We start from the raw sequence: 20,698 nt of genomic DNA on the forward strand, positions 1-20,698 counted from the left end.
CTCAGCACCCCTTGAATTCAGGTGTACGCTTGGCCATGAAGGCCGCCACGCCTTCCCGGTAATCCTCGGTGCGACCGGCCAGGCGCTGCAGGTCGCGCTCCAGCTCCAATTGCTCGTCCAGGCTGTTGTCCAGGCTGGCGTTAAGGCCGCGCTTGATCAGTGCCAGCCCGGCAGTCGGCTGCGCGGCCAGGTGGCGAGCCAACTTCAGCGCTTCGTCACGCAGGGCGGCGTCATCCACGCATTGGTAGATCAGCCCCCACTGCTCGGCCTGTTCGGCGCTCAGGCGGTTGCCCAGCAGCGCCAAAGCCTTGGCCCGCGCCACGCCAACCAGTCTTGGCAGGAACCAGGTACCGCCGGAGTCCGGGACCAGGCCGATCTTGCAGAAGGCCTGGATGAAACTCGCCGAGCGCGCCGCCAGCACTAGGTCGCAGGCCAGCGGAATGTTCGCCCCAGCACCGGCAGCCACGCCATTGACTGCGCAGATCACCGGCATGGGCAAGTCGCGCAGGGTGCGAATCAGCGGGTTGTAGTACTGCTCGATCGACTGGCCCAGATCCGGCATCGCCGCCCCCGGCGCCACGTTGCGGTCGGCCAGGTCCTGCCCGGCGCAGAAACCACGGCCCTCGCCAGTGATCAGCAGCACCCGCACGCCTGGGGTGCTACGCACCTGCTTGAGGGCCTCGCGCACCTCGGCATGCATCTGCGCATTGAAGCTGTTGAGCTGCTCTGGACGGTTCAGGCGCAGAAAGGCCAGGCCGTCGTCGATGTCGAAAAGAATGTGTTCGAAAGTCATGACCGTTGTCACTCGCAAGGGTAAAGGAACGGGCTACGGCGCTCAGCGCCCGATGAAGACTGCTGGGCGCTTTTCCTGGAAGGCGCGGATGCCTTCGTTGCGGTCTTCGCTGGCTGCCAGCACGGTGAAGGCGTGGCGCTCGAAACGCATGCCGGTGGCCAGGTCGGTGTCCATGGCCTTGAGCAGCGCCTCCTTGGCCAGGCGCACGGCCAGCGGCGCCTTGCGCGCGATGTTTTCGGCAATGGCCAGGGCGCGGTCGACGGTGAATTCAGGCTGGGTGATCTCGCTGACCAGGCCGGCCTGCTGCGCGGTGCGCGCATCGATGGCCTCGCCGGTCAGCACCATCTGCATCGCCAGCGACTTGCCGACCGCCCGCAGCAAGCGCTGGGTGCCGCCTGCGCCGGGCATGATGCCAAGGTTGATTTCTGGCTGGCCGAAGCGAGCATCGGTGGCGGCGATGAGAATGTCGGCGTGCATCGCCAGCTCGCAGCCACCGCCCAGGGCGAAGCCGTTGACCGCGGCTATCAGCGGCTTGCTGAAGCGGCTGATGCGCTGCCAGTACTGCACGCGCGGGTCGTTGAGGATGCCGACCGCATCGCGGGAAGCCATTTCGTTGATGTCGGCGCCAGCGGCGAACGCCTTGCGGCTACCGGTCAGCACCACCGCCCGGCAGGCCGGGTCCTGCTCCAGGTGCTCGAGCACCTCAGCCAGCTCGCCCAGTAGCTGCGTGTTGAGCGCGTTGAGCACCTCGGGCCGGTGCAGGGTTATCAGGCAGACACCCGTCTCGCGGGTATCGAGCAGCAGCAGGTCAGGCATGACGGTCACCGTGCGCGCCAGTCGAGGCTGGCGATTATTGTTAGCTCAAGGCCGGTTGCCGAGGAGTATATGCGAAATACGATACACAAAATCAACAGCAAAATATCAAATTAGTGTCCTGTTATTTTCTATCCGTGTCGATGGCCCTCGCTTCTTCAATGACCTAGGAGAAAAATAGATCCGATATCCCTGCTAATTATCAGTAATCCCAGCCGACGAAAGGTACGCCTGACCACCTCACCAAAAAGCGATACACAGAATCATTGATTTACCATCACAACACGTTATATTTTCACTCCACGAAGCAGGCTCACAATCGGGTGGGCCCCCTCCAGCCAGGAGTACGACATGACTTGCTACAGCCTCGGCGGCATCACCCCGGTGATCGACCCCAGTGCCTACGTCCATCCTTCGGCGGTGCTGATCGGCGACGTAATCGTCGGTCCGGATTGCTACGTCGGCCCACTGGCCAGCCTGCGCGGCGACTTCGGGCGGATCATCCTCGAGCAAGGGGCGAACCTGCAGGACACCTGTGTGATGCACGGTTTCCCCGACAGCGACACGGTGGTCGAACGCAACGGCCACATTGGCCACGGGGCCGTGCTACATGGCTGCCGCATCGGCGCCGACGCGTTGGTGGGCATGAATGCCGTGGTGATGGATGGCGCGGTGATCGGCGCACGCTCAATCGTCTCCGCCGCAGCCTTCGTCAAAGCCCGCTTCGAGTGCCCGGAGCGCTCGCTGGTGGTCGGCACGCCGGCCCAGGTCAAGCGCCAGCTCAGCGACGAGGAAATCCACTGGAAGCAGGCCGGCACCCGCGAATACCACGCCCTGACCCGCCGCTGCCTAGAGCAAATGGTCGAGTGTCAGCCCTTGAATGAACCCGAACAGGACCGCCCGCGTGTCAGCGACAGCACCTTCCGCCCGAAAACGCAAAGCGCGTGACCCCATGGCCTCGGCCGCGCCACTGGCCAGCCGGGGCGGCCGGCAGTTATATTCCGGGGTTTCATCCAGCGGATCCCCCATGTCGTCCCTCGCGCCCCTGAATCAGCTCGTCGCCCGCTTCCAGGAACAGATCCCCATCCGTGCCAGCTCGCTGATCGTGACCTTGTACGGTGACGCCATCGAGCCCCACGGCGGGACCGTCTGGCTGGGCAGCCTGATCCAGTTGCTGGAGCCCTTCGGCATCAACGAGCGGCTGATCCGCACTTCGATCTTCCGCCTGACCAAGGAAGGCTGGCTGAGTGCCGAGAAAGTCGGTCGACGCAGCTACTACAGCCTGACCGGCACCGGTCGGCGACGCTTCGACAAAGCCTTCAAGCGCGTGTACAGCTCGGTGGTACCGGAGTGGGACGGCTCCTGGTTCATGGTGATCCTCACCCAACTGGCCGCCGACAAGCGCAAGCAGGTACGCGAAGAACTGGAATGGCAGGGCTTTGGCGCGATCTCACCGGTCGTCCTGGCCAACCCCCGCGGCGACCGCACCGACATCAACGCCACCCTGCTCGACCTCGACGCCCTCGAAGACACGCTGATCTTCGAAACCACTGGCCAGGACGTGATGGCCTCGCGCGCCCTGCGCGCCCAGGCGCGGGAAAGCTGGCGCCTGGATGAGCTGGGCGCTCACTACAGTGAGTTCATCCAACTGTTCCGCCCGGTGTGGCAGGCGCTGCGTGAGCAAGACACGCTGCAGCCGAGCGACTGCTTCATGGTCCGCCTGCTGCTGATCCACGAGTACCGCAAGTTGCTGCTGCGCGACCCACACCTGCCCGACGAACTGCTCCCCGGGGACTGGGAAGGCCGCGCCGCACGCCAGCTGTGCCGCAACATCTACCGGCTGACCTGGGCGCGCACTGAAGAGTGGCTGGGCAGTGCGATGGAAACCGCCGACGGCCCGCTGCCCGACGCCGCAGAGAGCTTCTACCGGCGCTTCGGAGGCCTGCGCTGAACGAACAGCACCTGCGTGCCGCAACGCCCCGACAATAACAACAATGCTCGCTGTGAGGTCCGGACCATGAACGTTGCGACTGGCACGATCCACGACAACTTCCAGCGCTGGCTGGCCGATATCAATCTGCTCTGTGGCGAGTTCGACGGTGCCGCGCTGGACGACGGCTTCAGTGGCACCATCCACGGTCACCAACATGGCGCCCTGCGCTTCAGCCACGTGCACAGCAGCAGCGCGCGCCTGCTGCGGACCCCACGCGAAGTGCGTCGCAGCGAGGAACACAAGTACTTTGCCGTGTTCCAGTTGCAGGGCTCGGCAAACATGGCCCAAGGCGAAGAGCGCGAAGTGATCGTGCCGGGCGATGTGATCCTGATCGACAGCGCCCGCCCCAGCGACTTCCACTTCACTGCGGAGTCGCGCCAACTGTCGCTGATCCTGCCCCATGAGCGGGTCGACCACTTGATGAAGTTCGCCCCACTACAGCGCTGCCGGAAGATACCGGCGCATTCGCCGGTGGCGCAGCTGGCACACCAGATGCTGCTTTCCTCGACAGGCCTGGAGGCAGTCAGCCTGGCCGAGAGCGAGGCGGTGATCGATGCCTTGGTCAGCCTGATGCGCCCTGCCCTGTCTGGCGCCGACAGCAGTCCTGATCCACATGAACGGATATTTCGCAAAAGCCTGGAACTGATCGAGGCGCACATCGATGACGAAGCGCTGTGCCCGGAGATGATCGCCCGCGAAATCGGCGTGTCGATGCGTGGCCTGTACCGGGTGTTCGCCAAGCAGGGCTTGGTCATCGCCCAGTACATCAAGAACCGCCGCCTGGACATCTGCGCCGAGGCCCTGCGCAACCCGCAGTCGACCATCAAGTTATCGGCCCTGGGCTTCGCCTGGGGCTTTTCCACCAGCAGCCACTTCACTACTTCTTTCAAGCAGCGCTTTGGCGTCTCGCCGGGGGTTTACCGCAAGCGGTACACCTGAGCAGGGGCTTGCAGCCCGGCCAGTGCGGGGCGACGCCCGGTCTGCTCGTGGATTGCCAGTTGCCGGGACAACTGGATAGAATGCGATCAATTCTTAATTACATTCCACCACACCCCGGAGCTCTGCGCTCTCCATGCCGCCCGCCGACCGCTCGTCCAACCAGCATATCCAGACGCTCTATGCCGAACACCACGGCTGGCTGCAAGGCTGGCTCGGGCGCAAGCTGGGCAATGCCAGCGACGCCGCGGACCTGGCCCATGACACCTTCCTACGCCTGCTCAACCGCCAGGCCTCGCGCTACTTCGGCAGCGAGCCCCGAGCCCTGCTCACGCACATCGCCAAGGGCCTGGTGATCGACCGCTGGCGCCGCCAGGATGTGGAGCGCGCCTACCTGGAAACCATCGCTCAGTTGCCCGAACCCGAAGTGCCTTCGCCGGAAACCCGCCTGCTGATCCTCGAGACCCTCTACCGCATCGAGGCCATGCTCCAGGAGATGCCCGCGCGGGCGCGCCAGGTGTTCCTTCTGTCACAGCTCGAAGGCCTGACCTACCCGCAGATCGCCGCACAACTGAAGATGTCGCTGATCACCGTCAAACGTGACATGCGTGAGGCCTTCCTGGCCTGCCTGAGCGTGGCCTGATGGACAACCGCATCGATCCGCTGATCCTCGGCGAAGCCGCCGACTGGCTGGTGCAGTTGCAATCGGGGGCGGCTACCGACGACGACCGCCGCGCCATCCAGGCCTGGTGCCAGCGCAGTGCCGAACATGCGGCAGCCTGGCAGCGCGCCGAGGCGATCCTGGGCGACTTTCGCCGTCTGCCGGCCCCCATCGCCGGCGAAACCCTGCGCCGCCTCAGCCGCAGCGGTGGGGTCAGCCGGCGCCAGGCGCTCAACCGCCTCGGCCTCCTGCTGCTGGCCGCACCGGCTACCTGGCTGGCCTGGCGCCAAACGCCCTGGCAACAGTGGACCGCCGACCAACGCACCGCCGTGGGCGAGCAACGTCCCTTGACCCTGCCTGACGGCAGCCAGGTGCTGCTCAACACCGACACCGCCATCGACATCGTCTTCAGCGCGAGCGAACGGCGCATCGACCTGCTGTCCGGGGAAATCCTCGTCACCAGCGCACCCGACCCGGCCATACCCGCCAGGCCCTTGCTAGTGCGCACCCTGCACGGCAGCGCGCGGGCGCTGGGCACACGATTCAGCGTGCGGATCGATGGCCACCTGAGTCGGGTAGCCGTGCTGCAAGGCTCAGTGGATGCGCGCCCGTTGCATGGTGCCAACGGCCTGGTGCTCAAGGCCGGCGAGCGCGGCGCCTTCGACAGCGAGCATGTGCTGCCCACCGAACGCCTTGAAGCCGGCGCCCTGGCCTGGGAAAACGGCATGCTGCTGGCCCGCGACATGCGCCTGGGCGACCTGCTGGCGGAACTGGGCCGCTATCGCCCCGGCGTCCTACGCTGCCATGACGCGGTGCGCGAACTGAGGGTGTCCGGCGCATTCTCGCTGCGCGATACCGACACCAGCCTGCGCCTGCTCAGCGAAACGCTGCCAGTGGAAATCCATGGCATGACCCGCTACTGGGTGGCGGTGGAACCCCGCGCCTGAGGCATCGCGAAACTTTTTCATCCATCCTTGATACCTTTTTCTTCCTCATCCGGTGAACAGGGCAGACCCCTCTCTCTCGCCGACAGGAACATCGCATGACGTCCAGGCTGCCATACCGCTCCCGCTCCATCGCCTTTCCCCACTTCCGCTTCAGGGCCCTGAGCCTGGCCATCGCGCTCGCCGCCCTGGCTCCCGCGCCGGCACTGATGGCTGCCGACCTCAGCAACAGCAGCATGCGCAGCTACGACATCAGCCCTGGCCCGCTGGCCGACGTGCTGGCGCAGTTTGCCGTCAGCGCCAGCGTCCCTCTGTCCTTCGACCCATCCCTGCTGCGCGGTCAGCAGAGCCAGGGCCTGCAAGGCAGCTACAGCGTGCAGGAAGGGTTTGCCCGACTACTCGCAGGCAGCGGCTACAGCTTGCTGGGCACCGACAGCGGCGGCTACACCCTGGCGCCGGAGGTCGACCTCGGCAATGCTGTCGAGCTGGGCGCTACCACGGTGAGCAGCGACCTGGCCGCCAACGCCGACACCTGGCAAGGCGGCCAACTCGCCCGCAGCGCACGCCTTGGCGTACTGGGCAATCAGGCAATCAGCGACGTGCCGTTCAGCGTGGTCAGCTACACCGCCAAGACCATCGCCGACCAGCAAGCGCGCACCCTCGGCGACGTGCTACTGAACGACGCCGCGGTGCGCCAGTCGGCAGGCTTCGGCAACTTCTCCCAGGTCTTCACCATCCGCGGTCTGCCGCTCAGCACCGACGACATCAGCTACAACGGCCTGTACGGTGTCCTGCCCCGGCAGATCATCACGACCGAGGCGCTGGAGCGGGTCGAACTGTTCAAGGGCCCCAACGCCTTCATCAACGGCGTTTCGCCCCAGGGCAGCGGCATCGGTGGCGCGGTCAACCTGGTGCCTAAGCGCGCCGAGGACACGCCCACCCGTAGCATCACGTTCGACTACGCCACTGGCAGCCAAGTGGGCGGTCATCTGGATATCGGCCAGCGTTTTGGCGAGGACAACCGTTTTGGGGCGCGCATCAACCTGGCGAAGCACGATGGCGGCACCGGCATCCACAACGAAACCCAACACTCCTCGCTGATCGCCATCGCCCTCGATTACCGTGGTGAGCGCCTGCGGCTGTCCACCGATCTGGGCTACCAGAAGGAACGCATCAACGAAGGCCGCGCGGTGATCTATCCGACCGGCACAAAAGTGCCGCGCGCACCGTCCGCACGGGACAATTACTCACAGAGCTGGAGCTGGTCGCAGCTCGAAGACACCTATGGCATGGTCAATGCCGAGTACGACCTCAACGACCACTGGACCGCCTATGCCGGCGGCGGCGCCAAGCACACCCGGGAGAACGGCGAGTACTCCTCGCTGTACGTCAGCGACGAGAACGGCACCGCCCGCGGTGGGCTGCTGTACTCCCCTCATGACGAAGACAACAAGAGCGCCATCGCCGGCCTGAACGGCCACTTCGCCACCGGCCCGGTCAGTCACAGGGTCAATTTCGGCCTGTCCGGCATCTGGGGCGAACAGCGCTCGGCCTATGAAGCGCTCTACACTGCCAGCCGCTTCCCGACCAACCTGTACAACCCGATCCAGGTCCCCCGCCCGGTGCCGCCGGACACCTACTTCGGCAGCGATCTGCATGACCCACGCATCGTCGGTAAAAACCGCATCAAGAGCGCCGCGGTGTCCGACACCTTGGGTTTTCTGGATGACCGTGTGTTGCTGACCGTCGGGGTGCGCAAACAGTCGATCAGCGTCGATGGCTGGAACACCGCCTCCGGCGCCCGCAATGCCGACTACGACGAAACCATCACCACACCGGTCTACGGGCTGGTGATCAAGCCTTGGGAGCACGTGTCGCTCTATGCCAACCGCATCGAAGGCCTGGCCCAGGGTCCGACCGCTCCGTCGTCGGGAGTCACCAACCCCAATGAAGTATTCCCGCCACGGCGCAGCAAGCAGATCGAAGCCGGGGTCAAGCTGGACTGGGACAGCTTCGGCGCGACCCTGGGCGTGTACCGCATCGAACAGCCCAACAGCGCCACCTACACTGCCCCCGGCGCCAGCCTCGGCACCTTCACCGTGGATGGCGAGCAAGTCAATAAAGGGGTCGAGCTAAACCTGTTCGGCGAGCCTCTGGATGGACTGCGCCTGCTCACCGGCGCCGTATTCATGCACACCGAATTGAAGAAGACCACCGGTGGCGCCACCGACGGCAACCGCGCCCCCGGTGTACCGCGCTTCCAGTTCAACCTCGGCGCCGACTGGGACATCCCCGGCATCCAAGGCGCGGCGCTCAACGCCCGCCTGCTGCGCACCGGCGGCCAGTACGTGAACACCAGCAACAGCCTGAGCATTCCCGCCTGGACCCGTGTCGACCTGGGTGGTCGCTACAGTTTCAGGCTGGACGAAAAGCAGGTGACCCTGCGCGCCAATGTCGAGAACGTGGCGAACAAGGCCTACTGGGCTTCGGCATCCACCTCTAACAACTACCTGACCCAAGGTACGCCGCGCATCCTGCGGCTGTCGGCGACCGTGGACTTCTGACGACAGCCCCGCCTGCTGGGCGCCCATGCACAAAAAAGCCACGAGGCTGCCTGTTGGCAATCCTCGTGGCTTTTCTTCTAGCTAGCTAGGCAACCTGCTGCCATGCCAGCAGGTCATCCCTCACAACGCCATATCGTTGGCAGGCTCGCTTTCGACGGGCTGGCTTGGCTCGCTGACGGTAGCGCTGCCGGCACTCTGGTCGATGACCGGCGGCTTGTCCAGTTGCAGGATTTCAGCCGTGTAGTCCCAAGTCTTCTGCACAGCGGCCGCGGAGTCATTGAGCTTGGTGCCATAGCTCGGCACGATCTGGCGGATCTTCGCTTGCCATTCAGGTGTCGCGACCTTGTCCTTGAACACCGTTTCCAGCACGTTCAGCATGATCGGCGCGGCTGTCGAGGCACCCGGGGACGCCCCTAGCAAACCGGCAATGGTGCCGTCCTGCGAGGCAACGACCTCGGTGCCCAGTTTCAGCACACCGCCTTTATCTTCATCGCGCTTGATGATCTGCACACGCTGGCCGGCCTGCCACAAACGCCAGTCTTCCTGCTTGGCGTGCGGGAAGTACTCCTGCAGGGCCTTGAAGCGATCATCATCGGACAGCATCAGTTGGCCCGCAAGGTACTCGACCAGTGGATACTGATCGATGCCAACCTTGGTCATCGGCCAGACGTTGTGCACGGTGGTGGTGCTCAGCAGGTCCAGGTACGAACCGTTCTTGAGGAACTTAGGCGAGAAGGTCGCGAATGGGCCGAACAGGATCACGCGCTTGCCGTCCAGCACACGGGTGTCCAGGTGCGGGACCGACATGGGCGGCGCGCCGGTGGAGGCGATACCGTAGGCCTTGGCCATGTGCTGCATGGCGATGGTTGGGTTCTCGGTGACCAGGAACGATCCGCCTACCGGGAATCCTGCGTACTCCTTGGCTTCCGGGATACCCGACTTCTGCAGCAGCTTGAGCGCACCGCCACCGGCGCCGATGAACAGGAACTTGGCATCGGTGGCCGTGCTAGTACCGTCCTTGAGGTTCTTGTACTCCACATGCCAGGAGCCATCGTCATTGCGGGAGATGTCCTTCACTTCGCTGGAGAGCTTGAGGGTGAAGTTGTCCTTGCCCTGCAAGTGCCCCACGAACTGACGGGTGATCTCGCCGAAGTTGACGTCGGTGCCGATCGGCGCCCAAGTCACGGCCAGCTTCTGGTTCGGGTCACGCCCTTCCATCATCAGCGGGACCCACTTGGCGATCTGCGCGTGGTCTTCGGAATACTCCATCGGCCGGAACAGCGGGCTCGCCTGCAACGCCTCATAGCGCTTCTTGAGGAACTTGATGTTGTCATCCCCCCAGACGAAGCTCATGTGCGGCGTGGAGTTGATGAACGAGTGCGGGTTCTTCAGAACGCCGTTGCGCACCTGCCACGCCCAGAACTGGCGGGACACCTGGAAGGCTTCGTTGATCTCGATGGCCTTGGAGATATTGACGTTGCCGTCCTTGTCTTCTGGCGTGTAGTTCAACTCGGCCAGGGCGGAGTGGCCGGTACCGGCGTTGTTCCAGCCGTTGGAGCTTTCCTCGGCGACAGCGTCCAGGCGCTCGACCATCTCCATCGACCAACCAGGCTCCAGCTCATTGAGCCAGACACCCAGGGTCGAACTCATGATGCCGCCGCCGATCAGCAGCACGTCTACTTTCCTGGCCTCGTCGGCGTGCGCCTGCATCACACTCGCCGCAACAGCCAGGGCCAGCAAGGCCTTGCTCGTTTTCTTGAACATTGATCAATCCACTTAATAGAACATTTATCCACCTACGGCTCTTCAGCATAGCCGCCCGACTCAGCCATGCGGCTGGGATGAGGTCAGGCAGGTGGTGTCGAAGACCAAGGCGGTTGGTTTCAAGGCCGAGGCCACCGGCCTCGGCTGTTCATGTTCTTCAGCGCTCGCTTTTTATTGATCATTGGATTCAGCAGCTTGAGAAACATCAGACGCCGCCCCGTAGCGGCCGGGAATGGCCGGTTGGGACTGAAACGTTTTTTCGATTGTAACTTAATTGCCGCGACAAACAAGTTGCGCCTGCTCGCGCCAACCCACGAGGCAGACAGGTTAGGGGGACATCTGCGGGAAAGAAGAGCACACGCGAGACACTACCGGGGTGGCTCCTTTGTGCCTGGCCGGAACCTGTCCACCTGCAACTTGCCCAGTTCAAGTGCTCAACTATCCAGCGTCTCCCCTCGATCATGCCGGTCCATTCTTGGATTGGCAGAAAATACCTGTTAAATGGCTCTTTTTACTGTTCAATGAAACACGTATATGCATCACAACTTGGCACAAGGCGGATTGCCGCCAGACAGGACAGGTCGTGAGCTCGAATATATGAGGGGACATCCCACCGAGTTGGACAGACAGCGCCAACACAAATAAATCCTGCATATCGCAGGTCAGTACGGACTTCCGTGAGTTATGTCACACAACAACAACTGGCGGATTCTCGCCAGACAAAAAACTTCCCTCGCAGCAAAGCCTTGTGCTCCTTCCGTACCTTCCGTACACAGGGTCGCAGCCGGCCAACGTGGCGGGTTACCGCCAAACGGGAAAATACCCTCCCCTCCGGCAAACCGCCACTCCCAGAGGGGAAAAGCCATCCGTGTATGCAATATGGGCAGCAAAGCCCCTATCGAAAACGCGACCAAAACCGTAGGGCCATTGACGCGTCGTAGAGGCTCGGCGTTCCGAACGCAAACGCCTATGGCATTCGGCTTTCCGAACGAACAATAATAAAACACTGCGCCGTTATTACTCACCGCCAAAGTTCAATCTCGCCACTCTGGGTTATAGTCTTCGCCCTATGGCACGATACCTGCTAATTCTTAGCCCGCACTGACCTTAGACTCTGTCCGTAGCGCCCGTACTTGTCTTGCAAACATGGCGACTCGATGGGCACAAGAGCATGGCATATAGCCATCAACTTATAAATAAGAAAGGTGATGCCCAAATAGAAACTATTACTCCGGATAGTGCCTTTGACCTGAACATGTACCCCCAAAGGTGACCTCTCCTGATCACCAATAAGTATCTAATTTATAAAGGTTTGATCATGACGCGCAACAGAACCCATCCCGGAAAGATAGTCAGCATGAACGCACTGGATACGCCTGATCCGGAAAACGCATTCTGCTTCGGCCCCTTCGTGCTCTACCCCCAACAGCACCTGCTGTTCAAGAACGGGGAACCGCTGCAACTGGGCAGCCGGGCACTGTTACTGCTCGTGGCCTTGGTGAGCCGAGCCGGTGAGCTTCTGGAAAAGAGTGAGTTGCTTTCACTCGTGTGGTCCAAGGTCATTGTCGAAGAGTGCAACCTGCGGGCGCAGATAGTGACCTTGCGTCGCGCACTGGGTGACGACGGTGACTTTACCTACATCGTCACAGTTCCAGGGCGCGGCTACCGTTTCGTTGCCCCAGTGACGATCAAGGAAATGGCGCACCAGGAGGCTCCGGCGACAAAGGTCGGCCTGGGCCTGCCAAATATCAAGAACAAGGTCGTCGGTCGGGATGAGCTGCTGCAGACCCTTGGGCAAGAGCTGCACAAGCGGCGCTTCGTCACCCTCACCGGCTCCGGGGGTATCGGTAAGACCAGCGTGGCCCTGGCACTGGCCCATGAGCTTGCTGCGGATTTTCCCCAGGGTACAACGTTCCTTGACCTGACATCGGCAAGCGAAGGGCCAACAGTCGAGCGCATGCTCTCCTCAGCCTTGGGAGTCAGTTCGAGCCACGAGGATTTCCTACTGGGGATCAGCGAAAGCCTGGGCGATAGCAAACGTTTGCTGATCCTGGACAATTGTGAACACCTCCTGGAAGAAACCGCCAAGGCGGTGGAGGCCATCCTGCGTCAGGCACCACTGTGTTGCGTGCTGATCACCAGTCGCGAACCTTTGCACGCCGAGGGCGAGTTCGTCCACGACCTGGCGCCCTTGCAGGTACCCGTGGATGACGCTGGCCTCAGTGCCGAACAAGCCATCGCCTACTCCAGTATCGGTTTTTTCATCGAACGTCTCGCCACCCACGATCCAGACTTCATCTTCAGCGATGCCGACGTACCCGCCACGGTTGCCGTTTGCCGCAAGCTCGACGGCAATCCCCTGGCCATTGAAATCGCGGCGGCCCATGTACGCGCCTTCGGCACCAGCTACCTGGTGGAGTTGCTCGATGGCAACTTTCGCCTGCAGATGGCAGGCCGGCGCACCGCTCAACCGCGCCATCGCACCCTGAGTGCGTCATTGGACTGGAGCTATGCCATGCTTTCGTGCGAGGAACAGGCCATGTTCCGCCAGCTCTCGATATTCCCAGGGACCTTCAGCCTCGCCGCCGTCAAGGCAGTGATCGAGGTCTCTCCGAGAAAACTCCAGGATCCAGCCTGCCTACTCGAAAGCCTAATGAACAAGTCGCTGCTGATCGCGGGCACGTCCACACCGGTTAAACGCTATCGACTGCTCGAGACCACACGCTCGTATGCCGCACAAAAACTGGCCCAGCACCAGGAAACAGAAGCCACCGCACGCCGCCATGCCACCTATACCCTGAGCGAGCAACAACGTGCGGCGCAAAGCCTGGACAGCCTGGGTACCGAAGCATGGTTGGCCCTGTACGGCCCGGATATCGAGTGCGTGCGCTCAGCCCTGGGTTGGTGCTTCTCGCAGGCTGGCGACTCAGCCCTCGGCGTCGACCTGATCTTGATGAGCATACCGCTGTGGCTAGGCCTGTCACGGATCGACGAATGCCATCATTGGGTAGACCGGGGTCTGCATTTTTCCTCGATCACGCCCCGCCAGCGCATGCTGCTGCTGACCATTTCGGCCGGAGTCATGGCCTTGACCCGCGGTGCCGGAGAGAAAATCAAAGAGGCCTGGAAACAAGTGCACGAAGACGCTCAAACCTTGGGCGATACAGAACATGAACTGCGAAGCCTGTGGGGGTTGTGGCATGAACGGATTTGCAGCAACCAGCACCGGGAAGCCCTAGAGCTGGCGAACCGTTACATCGAGCTCAGCGAGAAAACCGGCAGACTCGACCGGCGCCTGCTCGGCAAACGTATGCGGGCCGCTCCTTTGTTCTACATGGCCGACCTGGAAGGCGCACAACAGGCGATCGCCGAAGCCCTGAGCTCCCCACGGCTGCCACGCGTCCATATCATCGACACGCATTTCGACCAGAGCATCGCCGCTCGCTCGCTCAAGGCGCAGATCCAACTGTTGCAGGGCCATGTCGGCCAAGCCTTACTGAGCATCGACAGCAATGTCGAAGCCGCCATGGCGCTCCATCACCCAGCCACGCTGTGGTACACCTTGAGCCTGAGCGCGATCCCCACCACGCTGCTGGTTGAGCATGAGAAACGAAGCCAGCATTTTCTCAAACTGCTGCAAGACAGCACGGCCCATCACGACATGCCTATCTGGCGCCTGTTCACACGTTGCTTCGAGAGTGTTCTGTTGATCCGCGGCAACGCGCCCGAGGAAGGCGTGTGCTGCCTGGGCGAGGCGCTCAATCAACTGCGCGCTCTGGGCGACGGCCCACTCTATAGCCTGATGCGTAGCGAATACGCCCAGGGCTTGGCTCTGCTGGGCCTGGAACAGTTGGGGCTGGAGGTCCTCGACGAAACCCTGTCCATCACCGCCGCCCGCGAAGAGCGGTGGTTCCGTCCAGAACTGTTGCGCATCAAGGCACAGTTGCTGATCGCACAGGGCAGCCCCTCATTACGGCCTCTGGCGCATGAGATCTTGAATGAAGCCATGAGCGAAGCCGAGGCCCAGGGAGCCAGGTTCTGGGCAGGGCGAATCGCTGCAAGCCTGTCTCGCCTGGCGAGCGTCCCCACCCCACAGGAAAAGACACTTGCAGCGCAGGGACTGGGACACACGCACGCGCCTTTCACGCCCGTGAAAGGTTGTGGGAACTTGTCAAGGCCACGCACCGCGCCACCACGGATCGCCTAGGATTCAGGCTCTCACAAACCCTTGGCAGCGCCCGCGCAGCCTGACTGCCGGACAGTGGAGCGAGCACCGCTGTCGGTCTGCGCCTGCCGCCACCGCCCTACACGGACCGTGCGATGATCATCAAACCCGAGCAGACCCCCAGCGGCAGTAATTCGTCCTCGACCTCCGACGGCGATGTCTTCGAGTCGGTACTCGACAAGGCCCGCCAGCTGGCCGACAAATTCAAGGAGCCGAACCCCGAACTGCCGTTCAAGGCCAAGGTACTGGCCACCACTCCCCCTGGAGAAAAGAAACCGACCGGCAACACCTCGGCCGAAAAGCCGGCCGAGACCAAACCAGCCGATGACGAGAACTACAAGGCAATCACGGAACTGCCGGAAAAGCTCGAACCCACGAAGCTCAAGGTGGTGGCCCAGGACAAGGACGACGGCTCGATCTACTTCGAGCACGCCGGCAACAAGTACAAGATCAGCAAGGAAGAAGCCGAGCAGACCCAGGCCGGATACGAAAAGCTCGAGAACATCCGCTTTGGCCACGGGATCCCACAACGCGAAGCCCCCAACCCGGAGCACGGCACACAACTCTACAATCTGCTCCAGACCCTCGGTCAGACCCAGGGCACTCCCACCCATGAAATCCTCATAGACGGCCTGAAAGACCCTGCAAAGCCCCTGCTGCGCAAGGACGACGAGCCCCCCCTGCTGGCAAACATCAAGTCGGTGGAGCAACCCGTCGATGGGATCCTCAAGGTCAAGCTGACCAGTGGCGCTGAAATGATCGTTGCCGAAGGCGTCACCCCGGAAGCATTCGCCGCCTACAGCGGGGCCGGCAAGACCAAGCTGGTACTGGGCGAGGGTGAGGCCAACGGCTACAAACAGATCACCGCCATGCCCGACGGCATGAACATGGAAAAGCTCAAGGTGATCTCTGAAGATCCGATATCTCGCGTGATCCTGTTCGAGCATGACGGCCACAAGTACATGATCAGCCGTGACGCCGCCGCCGCGCAGGAGAGCAACTACGCGGCACTGGAGAACATTCCCTCTGCAGGTGACCAGCCAGCGCCGATCGACCGTGGCGACAAGCTGTACGACTTCCTGCACGTGGTCAAGGAGACGGAAGGTACCCCAGCCTTCGAGTACATCAAGAACGCCCGCACCCAGCCCGATCAACACCTATTCGGACAGGGCGAGTCGACCGTGCCGCTGGAGCAGATCAAGAAGGTCGAGACCCCCACCGAGGGCATCCTCGTGGTCACCCAGGCCGATGGCAAGCAGGTGGTAGTGTCGGCTCACCTGACGCCCAAGGAGTTCGTCGAATACACCGCCAAGGGACAGACGATCAGCGGCCTGGAGCGCGCCACATCAGAGGGGTACGTCAAAGCCGAGCCGGGAGCCTACCTGTCGTCGACCGACGACATCATGAGCGTGGGTGACATCGAGGGCTACGGCCCCGGCCTGATCACCTTCACCCAGCACAAACCGGGCGGCGAGGAAGAGAAGATCATTGTCTCCGCGCACGACAACCCGCAGATGTACGACCAGATCGTCTCGTATCGCAAGGAAGTCGCCGAGCAGATCAACGACGTCGACAAGCTGCGCGCCGAGCACGGCCTCCCGCCGTTGAACGAAGTGTTGGTCGAGGAACTCCCCACGACAGTCAAGGACGAGGACGGCAATACCCTGTCCGTACAGGACCTGACCATCAAGGAGTTGGTCGACGAATACCGGGAGGGCATCAAGAACGGCAGCATTTCCCAGGACGACCCGCGCGCCAAGTTCGTGCGAGCGCTGGAAGCCAAGAGCATGGCCGACAATGGCATGCCGATCATTCCCGAGCATGGCTTCCAGCATAGCGGCAACGCGATCGACCCGATCCAACTCACCTCCCGCGACGTGCGTGACGAAATCTTCAACGTCAAGGCCATCGACGAGCAAATCAACACACTGCTGGCCGACGAGAATATCGTCAAGGACCTCAAGGCCAAGCGAGAGTCGGCACTGAGCAAGGTCGAGGGCGGCCAGGACAAGGTCGACGAAACCCACCAAAAGCTGCTCGAAAGCACGTCCTCGGAGAACTTCACCAAGTATATCGGCGCCCTGACCGAAGACGGCAAGAGCGAGATCGCGACCCAGGAAGTGCAACGCGCCTACGCCGCGCTGGCAGACGTGGACCCGGCCAAGGCCGATGAGTTCCTGCAGAACCTGCAGATCGACGGCTACACCCTGGAACTGGAGAACCTGCTGTCCGACCCCAGCAAGATCAGCGACGAGAACACCGCGCTGGCCACCACGGACCAGAACCTGATCATCCTCCAGGCACTCAAGGCCAGCAGTGATACACTCCCGCGCCGCGCCTTGCAGAGCTACGACAAGTTCGTCGAGATGCTGCTCAAGGACAAAGGCCTCGCCGCCGACTTCGGCAAAGTGATGGCGTCCCTGGGCGACACCTGGCAGACCAACGGCACGATCACCGCGAAAGACATCGAGAAAGCCCTCGACACGCAGCTCAAGTCAACATTCAGCGCCGAGAATCGCACCACCTTCTTCAAGCAGCTGTCCTTCCTCACCGACAACGGTGTGCTGGGCTCGCTCGGTGGCGCGATCTCCCTCGGGCGGGCGATCTACCAACTGGCAGGCAAAGGCGGCAGCCTTGCCGTCACGCCGGCCCAGCGGGTGGGCATCACCAACGACTTCGTGGCCTTCCTCAGCACCGGTTCGCATTTCGCCACACTGGGTACCAAGGCCTATGACAAGCTCATGGGCACCAATGCCTACAAGATGATGGGCCTGGACCGCTCCGTGCCGGAGATCTGGGCCAAGCCCGGCACAGCGGACCCGACGGTGCCACGTACTCTCCAGGACGTGCAGAAGCAGTACTACGACATCATCGACAATGCGATGGACAACAAAGAGGTAAACTTCAGCAAGCTAGTCAATGGCCAGACGTTCGACGAAGCGACCATGCTCAAGTTGCACGAGGGCATCGAAAGCGGCATCGAGAAACGCGGCCGAGTCCCGGGCTCCAGCATGGCCGCACGGATCGCCGGCAGCGCGCTCAAGGTGATCGGCGCTGGGGCCGACGTAGTCGGTGGAGTGCTGAGCATCGTCACCGGGGGCCTGGCTATCCGCGATGGCATCCGCGAGCAAGACCCGTTCAAGATCGGTGCCGGCTCCATGTCTATCGCCGGCGGTGTCAGTAGCCTGGTCGGCGGTGCCGGCAGCGTACTCAGCGCCATCGGCGTCGCCGGACGTGTCGTGCCGCTGCTTGGTCCGGTGGGCTTCCTCTTCTCCGGGGCGTTCTCTCTGGTGGGTGCCATTCTCAACGACGTCAAGTCGCACAAGCTGCACAAGCTGTCGATGCAGAACTGGGAGCAGATCCAGCAGTTCAAGCAAGATGGCTTACTACAGCCCCATGGCGACGAAGCCTATGTCTGGCTACAGACCTACCTGTCGGACTGGGGCCAGCGCGATACGCCGGAAAACCGCAGCATCTTCGAGTTCCGCCGGGAAGAATGGGAGGCGCGCTCGCACATCCGTGGCAAAGACCGGGTCAAGCACCCGGACTACATCGGTGACGGCAACAACGCCATGTCCGAGAGTTACAAGTTTTCGGAGAAGCCATCGGAGTGGATTACTGACGACGGTGAGATCGTGTGGATGGTCGGCGGCGGGTACAGCGGCATCTACAAACCTGTCGAAAACGCCTGAGTCGGCCACGGCCAGGGCTGCTACGCAGCTCAATAGCGGTATCAGCCCGCTCCCTCGATCACGGCGCTGCTTTCAACGAAACGGCGTGGTCATCGAGGGAACGGCCTTGCCTCCAGAGCGGGCACGTAGCAGCCACAAAACCAGGCAATCGTATTGCGGCTGATGCCCCGCGCCATCAAATCAATCGCGCCGCCACCAGCAGATCCGCCACCGCCTGGAAGGTACTGTCCGGCACCCGTTCCCCGACCACCGTGCGCCGGGCCAACTCCGTGGCCAACTCCGCGTCCATCGCATGGGCGATACCCAGCGCCGCCGCCTCGGCCAACATCCTGGCGCTCTCCTCCGGCTCCGCGCGACACACCACCACCGGCACTGGTGTCTCACCGCGCACGTAGCGTACCCCTACCAACCAACCGCCAGCCCCCCCCACCATCAGCGATGCCCTGCCCAGCCCCAACTTGGTCGCCATGGCCTGCATCTCCTGGCGCTGGCGCCTGAGCTCACCCTTGATCAGCGGATCGCCGTGGATATCCTTGCGCTCGCGCTTCTGCTCGCTGCGGGTCATGCGCATATCGCGGCCGAACAACCAGCGCTGCATCAGCACATCTATCGCTCCCAGCACCAGGAAAGCCGCCAGCACGGTGAACACCAACGGCTTGAGCACCAGAAAGAACGTCGCCTGCAGGCAGTCGGTGCCGCACCGGGAGGCCTCCATCAGCGCCTGCAAGGCATGCTTGCCCACCACGTAGAACGCCAGCCCCAACAGGTGCACCTTGACCAGCCCCTTGATGAACTCCACCACATTGCGCATGGCGAAGATACGCTTTAACCCCTCGGCTGGGTTAATGCGCTTGAAGTCCGGCTTGAGCGGGTCGACCGCGAACACCACCCCACGCATGGTCACGATGTTGGTCAGCACCACCGCCGCGACCGTCACCCCCATCACCGGCAGGGTGATACCGATCAGCAACCGCTCGGCGGTGTCCAGCAACTGCGGCCAGACACTGGAGAACGGCTGGACATAGATCGTCGCAACCAGGTCGAACAAGGCTGTTACCTGGGCCTTGGCCCTGGGTGCCAGGATCGCGATGCACAGGGTGCACAGCAAGATGACCATGCCCGAGACCAGGTCCTGGCTCTTGGCGACCTGGCCTTTCTTGCGCGCATCCTTGAGCTTCTTGTCCGAGGCCGGCTGCGATTTCTCTTCGCTGGTGTCAGCCATTGCCATCGTCCACCAGGTGCTTGAGCACCTCGACGGTGCCACGGAACTCACTGAGCTGGTCGAGCATCACCGGCACCAGGAAGGCGATGTAGATCACCATCAGGATGGAGAAGAACAGGTTCTTGACCGGCAGCGATAGGTCGAAGATATGCAGGTTCGGCGCCATCCTCGACAGGTAGGCCAGCATCAGGTCGGTGATCAGCAGGGCGATGATCAGCGGAGAGATCATCAGCACGCCGATGCGCATCACCTGGTCGAGGATCGCCAGCACTGCCGTCAGGGCCGATGAGGCGAACAGCGGCGTGAAGGCGGTCACCGGCCACAATTGGTAGCTGTGATAATAGCCACCGACCATGAGGATGAACCCGCCGGACATGAAGAACAGGGTGATCAGCATCACCGTGAACAAAGTCGACGTGACCCCCGACTCACCGGACGACAACGGGTCGACCAATTGCGCCATGGTCGAGCCGCGCTGCAGATCAATCAGTTCCCCCGCCACCTCCGCGGCCCAGAACGGTATGCCGAACAGCAGCCCGACCACCACCCCGACCAGGAACTCCTTGATCAACAGACCGACCAGCCAGAAGCCGGTGTGCGCAGGCACGGCGGTGAAGTCTGTAAACACCGGCAGGAACATCGGCACCGAGATCGCCACCGCCGCGCAAGTGCGGATCATCCCGGTCAGGCCGAGACGGTTGAGCGCCGGTGTGATGAGCACCAATCCCATGGCCCGGGCACTGGCCAGCGCCACCGAGCTGATGACCGGGTAGGCGATCTCCAGGAAGGCGTGGACCAGATTGACGTCCATGCCCGCTCAGCGCGTCCACAACACGAAGTTGTCCAGCACCAGGTCGCCCAGGCCGACGATCTGCCCGGCCAACAGCGGACCGACGAAGACAATCACCAGCAGTACCGCCACCAGTTTCACCACCTGCGGCAGGGTCTGGTCCTGGATCTGCGTCAGCGCCTGCAATAGGCCCACGCTGAGACCGACGACGATCGCCACGCCCAAAGCCGGCGCCGACAGCAGTAGCACCGTCATCAGCGCCTGTTTCATCAGTGAAAGAAAAACGTCCTGTCCCATCGGA

General features: G+C 62.5%; 14 protein-coding genes. 8 read left to right on the forward strand and 6 right to left on the reverse strand.

All coding sequences use genetic code 11. The annotated features are described in order from the left end of the window. Nucleotide 1: 1 nt before the first annotated feature. Together paaG and paaF are read right to left on the reverse strand one after the other, a co-directional pair. Nucleotides 2–793 (reverse strand): 2-(1,2-epoxy-1,2-dihydrophenyl)acetyl-CoA isomerase PaaG, encoded by a 792-nt coding sequence (gene paaG, locus ACYU03_RS19235; RefSeq protein WP_461886217.1) that lies wholly within the window; start codon nucleotides 791–793, stop codon nucleotides 2–4. Between the two features lie 42 nt (nucleotides 794–835). Then, a complete protein-coding gene (gene paaF, locus ACYU03_RS19240; RefSeq protein WP_461886218.1) occupies nucleotides 836–1,609 on the reverse strand; it encodes a 2,3-dehydroadipyl-CoA hydratase PaaF in 774 nt (257 codons plus the stop codon). A 348-nt stretch (nucleotides 1,610–1,957) separates the two neighbouring features. On the opposite strand from paaF, the gene paaY reads away from it, so the two are divergent. The 6 genes from paaY (at nucleotide 1,958) to ACYU03_RS19270 (ending at nucleotide 8,704) form a co-directional block, all read left to right on the forward strand. Then, the gene (gene paaY, locus ACYU03_RS19245) at nucleotides 1,958–2,554 is read left to right on the forward strand and encodes a phenylacetic acid degradation protein PaaY (protein ID WP_461886219.1); all 597 of its coding nucleotides are present in this window, start codon (nucleotides 1,958–1,960) and stop codon (nucleotides 2,552–2,554) included. A 79-nt stretch (nucleotides 2,555–2,633) separates the two neighbouring features. Further along, a complete protein-coding gene (paaX, locus tag ACYU03_RS19250) occupies nucleotides 2,634–3,557 on the forward strand; it encodes a phenylacetic acid degradation operon negative regulatory protein PaaX (RefSeq protein ID WP_461886220.1) in 924 nt (307 codons plus the stop codon). 66 nt (nucleotides 3,558–3,623) lie between these two features. Further along, nucleotides 3,624–4,538, forward strand: coding sequence for a transcriptional regulator FeaR (feaR, locus tag ACYU03_RS19255; RefSeq protein ID WP_461886221.1), 915 nt, complete (start codon nucleotides 3,624–3,626; stop codon nucleotides 4,536–4,538). A 133-nt stretch (nucleotides 4,539–4,671) separates the two neighbouring features. Next, nucleotides 4,672–5,178, forward strand: coding sequence for a sigma-70 family RNA polymerase sigma factor (locus ACYU03_RS19260; RefSeq protein WP_461886222.1), 507 nt, complete (start codon nucleotides 4,672–4,674; stop codon nucleotides 5,176–5,178). Then, nucleotides 5,178–6,143, forward strand: coding sequence for a FecR domain-containing protein (locus tag ACYU03_RS19265; RefSeq protein WP_461886223.1), 966 nt, complete (start codon nucleotides 5,178–5,180; stop codon nucleotides 6,141–6,143). Before ACYU03_RS19260 ends, ACYU03_RS19265 begins: the two co-directional genes overlap by 1 nt. A 95-nt stretch (nucleotides 6,144–6,238) precedes the next feature. After that, nucleotides 6,239–8,704, forward strand: coding sequence for a TonB-dependent siderophore receptor (locus tag ACYU03_RS19270; RefSeq protein ID WP_461886224.1), 2,466 nt, complete (start codon nucleotides 6,239–6,241; stop codon nucleotides 8,702–8,704). A 120-nt stretch (nucleotides 8,705–8,824) separates the two neighbouring features. Here the strand turns inward: ACYU03_RS19270 and mqo are convergent, their stop codons facing one another. Next, on the reverse strand, nucleotides 8,825–10,468 hold the full coding sequence (gene mqo, locus ACYU03_RS19275; protein WP_461886225.1) for a malate dehydrogenase (quinone): 1,644 nt from the start codon (nucleotides 10,466–10,468) through the stop codon (nucleotides 8,825–8,827). A gap of 1,357 nt (nucleotides 10,469–11,825) precedes the next feature. On the opposite strand from mqo, the gene ACYU03_RS19280 reads away from it, so the two are divergent. Both ACYU03_RS19280 and ACYU03_RS19285 read left to right on the forward strand, forming a co-directional pair. Next, on the forward strand, nucleotides 11,826–14,675 hold the full coding sequence (locus ACYU03_RS19280; RefSeq protein WP_461886226.1) for a winged helix-turn-helix domain-containing protein: 2,850 nt from the start codon (nucleotides 11,826–11,828) through the stop codon (nucleotides 14,673–14,675). Nucleotides 14,676–14,788: 113 nt separating this feature from the next. Further along, nucleotides 14,789–18,385: a cytochrome D1 domain-containing protein gene (locus ACYU03_RS19285; protein WP_461886227.1), complete on the forward strand. Its 3,597-nt coding sequence runs from the start codon at nucleotides 14,789–14,791 to the stop codon at nucleotides 18,383–18,385. A 175-nt stretch (nucleotides 18,386–18,560) separates the two neighbouring features. On the opposite strand, the gene ACYU03_RS19290 is transcribed toward ACYU03_RS19285, so the two are convergent. From ACYU03_RS19290 to ACYU03_RS19300, 3 genes are read right to left on the reverse strand one after another with little or no spacing between them, the layout of a single operon-like run. Further along, nucleotides 18,561–19,607, reverse strand: coding sequence for an EscU/YscU/HrcU family type III secretion system export apparatus switch protein (locus tag ACYU03_RS19290; protein WP_461886228.1), 1,047 nt, complete (start codon nucleotides 19,605–19,607; stop codon nucleotides 18,561–18,563). Next, entirely contained in the window at nucleotides 19,600–20,418 is an 819-nt protein-coding gene (sctT, locus tag ACYU03_RS19295; RefSeq protein WP_461886229.1) for a type III secretion system export apparatus subunit SctT, read from the reverse strand. Before sctT ends, ACYU03_RS19290 begins: the two co-directional genes overlap by 8 nt. Nucleotides 20,419–20,424: 6 nt before the next feature. Then, nucleotides 20,425–20,694 carry an EscS/YscS/HrcS family type III secretion system export apparatus protein gene (locus tag ACYU03_RS19300; RefSeq protein WP_461886230.1) on the reverse strand — a complete coding sequence of 90 codons (270 nt, stop codon included), beginning with the start codon at nucleotides 20,692–20,694 and terminating at the stop codon, nucleotides 20,425–20,427. Nucleotides 20,695–20,698 lie beyond the last annotated feature (4 nt).

This window comes from Pseudomonas sp. X10, assembly GCF_054889225.1.

Coding starts and splice junctions, on each gene's coding strand:
- paaG (WP_461886217.1), bottom strand. CDS start 793: ATGACTTTCGAACACATTCTTTTCGACATCGACGACGGCCTGGCCTTT.
- paaF (WP_461886218.1), bottom strand. CDS start 1,609: ATGCCTGACCTGCTGCTGCTCGATACCCGCGAGACGGGTGTCTGCCTG.
- paaY (WP_461886219.1), top strand. CDS start 1,958: ATGACTTGCTACAGCCTCGGCGGCATCACCCCGGTGATCGACCCCAGT.
- paaX (WP_461886220.1), top strand. CDS start 2,634: ATGTCGTCCCTCGCGCCCCTGAATCAGCTCGTCGCCCGCTTCCAGGAA.
- feaR (WP_461886221.1), top strand. CDS start 3,624: ATGAACGTTGCGACTGGCACGATCCACGACAACTTCCAGCGCTGGCTG.
- ACYU03_RS19260 (WP_461886222.1), top strand. CDS start 4,672: ATGCCGCCCGCCGACCGCTCGTCCAACCAGCATATCCAGACGCTCTAT.
- ACYU03_RS19265 (WP_461886223.1), top strand. CDS start 5,178: ATGGACAACCGCATCGATCCGCTGATCCTCGGCGAAGCCGCCGACTGG.
- ACYU03_RS19270 (WP_461886224.1), top strand. CDS start 6,239: ATGACGTCCAGGCTGCCATACCGCTCCCGCTCCATCGCCTTTCCCCAC.
- mqo (WP_461886225.1), bottom strand. CDS start 10,468: ATGTTCAAGAAAACGAGCAAGGCCTTGCTGGCCCTGGCTGTTGCGGCG.
- ACYU03_RS19280 (WP_461886226.1), top strand. CDS start 11,826: ATGAACGCACTGGATACGCCTGATCCGGAAAACGCATTCTGCTTCGGC.
- ACYU03_RS19285 (WP_461886227.1), top strand. CDS start 14,789: ATGATCATCAAACCCGAGCAGACCCCCAGCGGCAGTAATTCGTCCTCG.
- ACYU03_RS19290 (WP_461886228.1), bottom strand. CDS start 19,607: ATGGCTGACACCAGCGAAGAGAAATCGCAGCCGGCCTCGGACAAGAAG.
- sctT (WP_461886229.1), bottom strand. CDS start 20,418: ATGGACGTCAATCTGGTCCACGCCTTCCTGGAGATCGCCTACCCGGTC.
- ACYU03_RS19300 (WP_461886230.1), bottom strand. CDS start 20,694: ATGGGACAGGACGTTTTTCTTTCACTGATGAAACAGGCGCTGATGACG.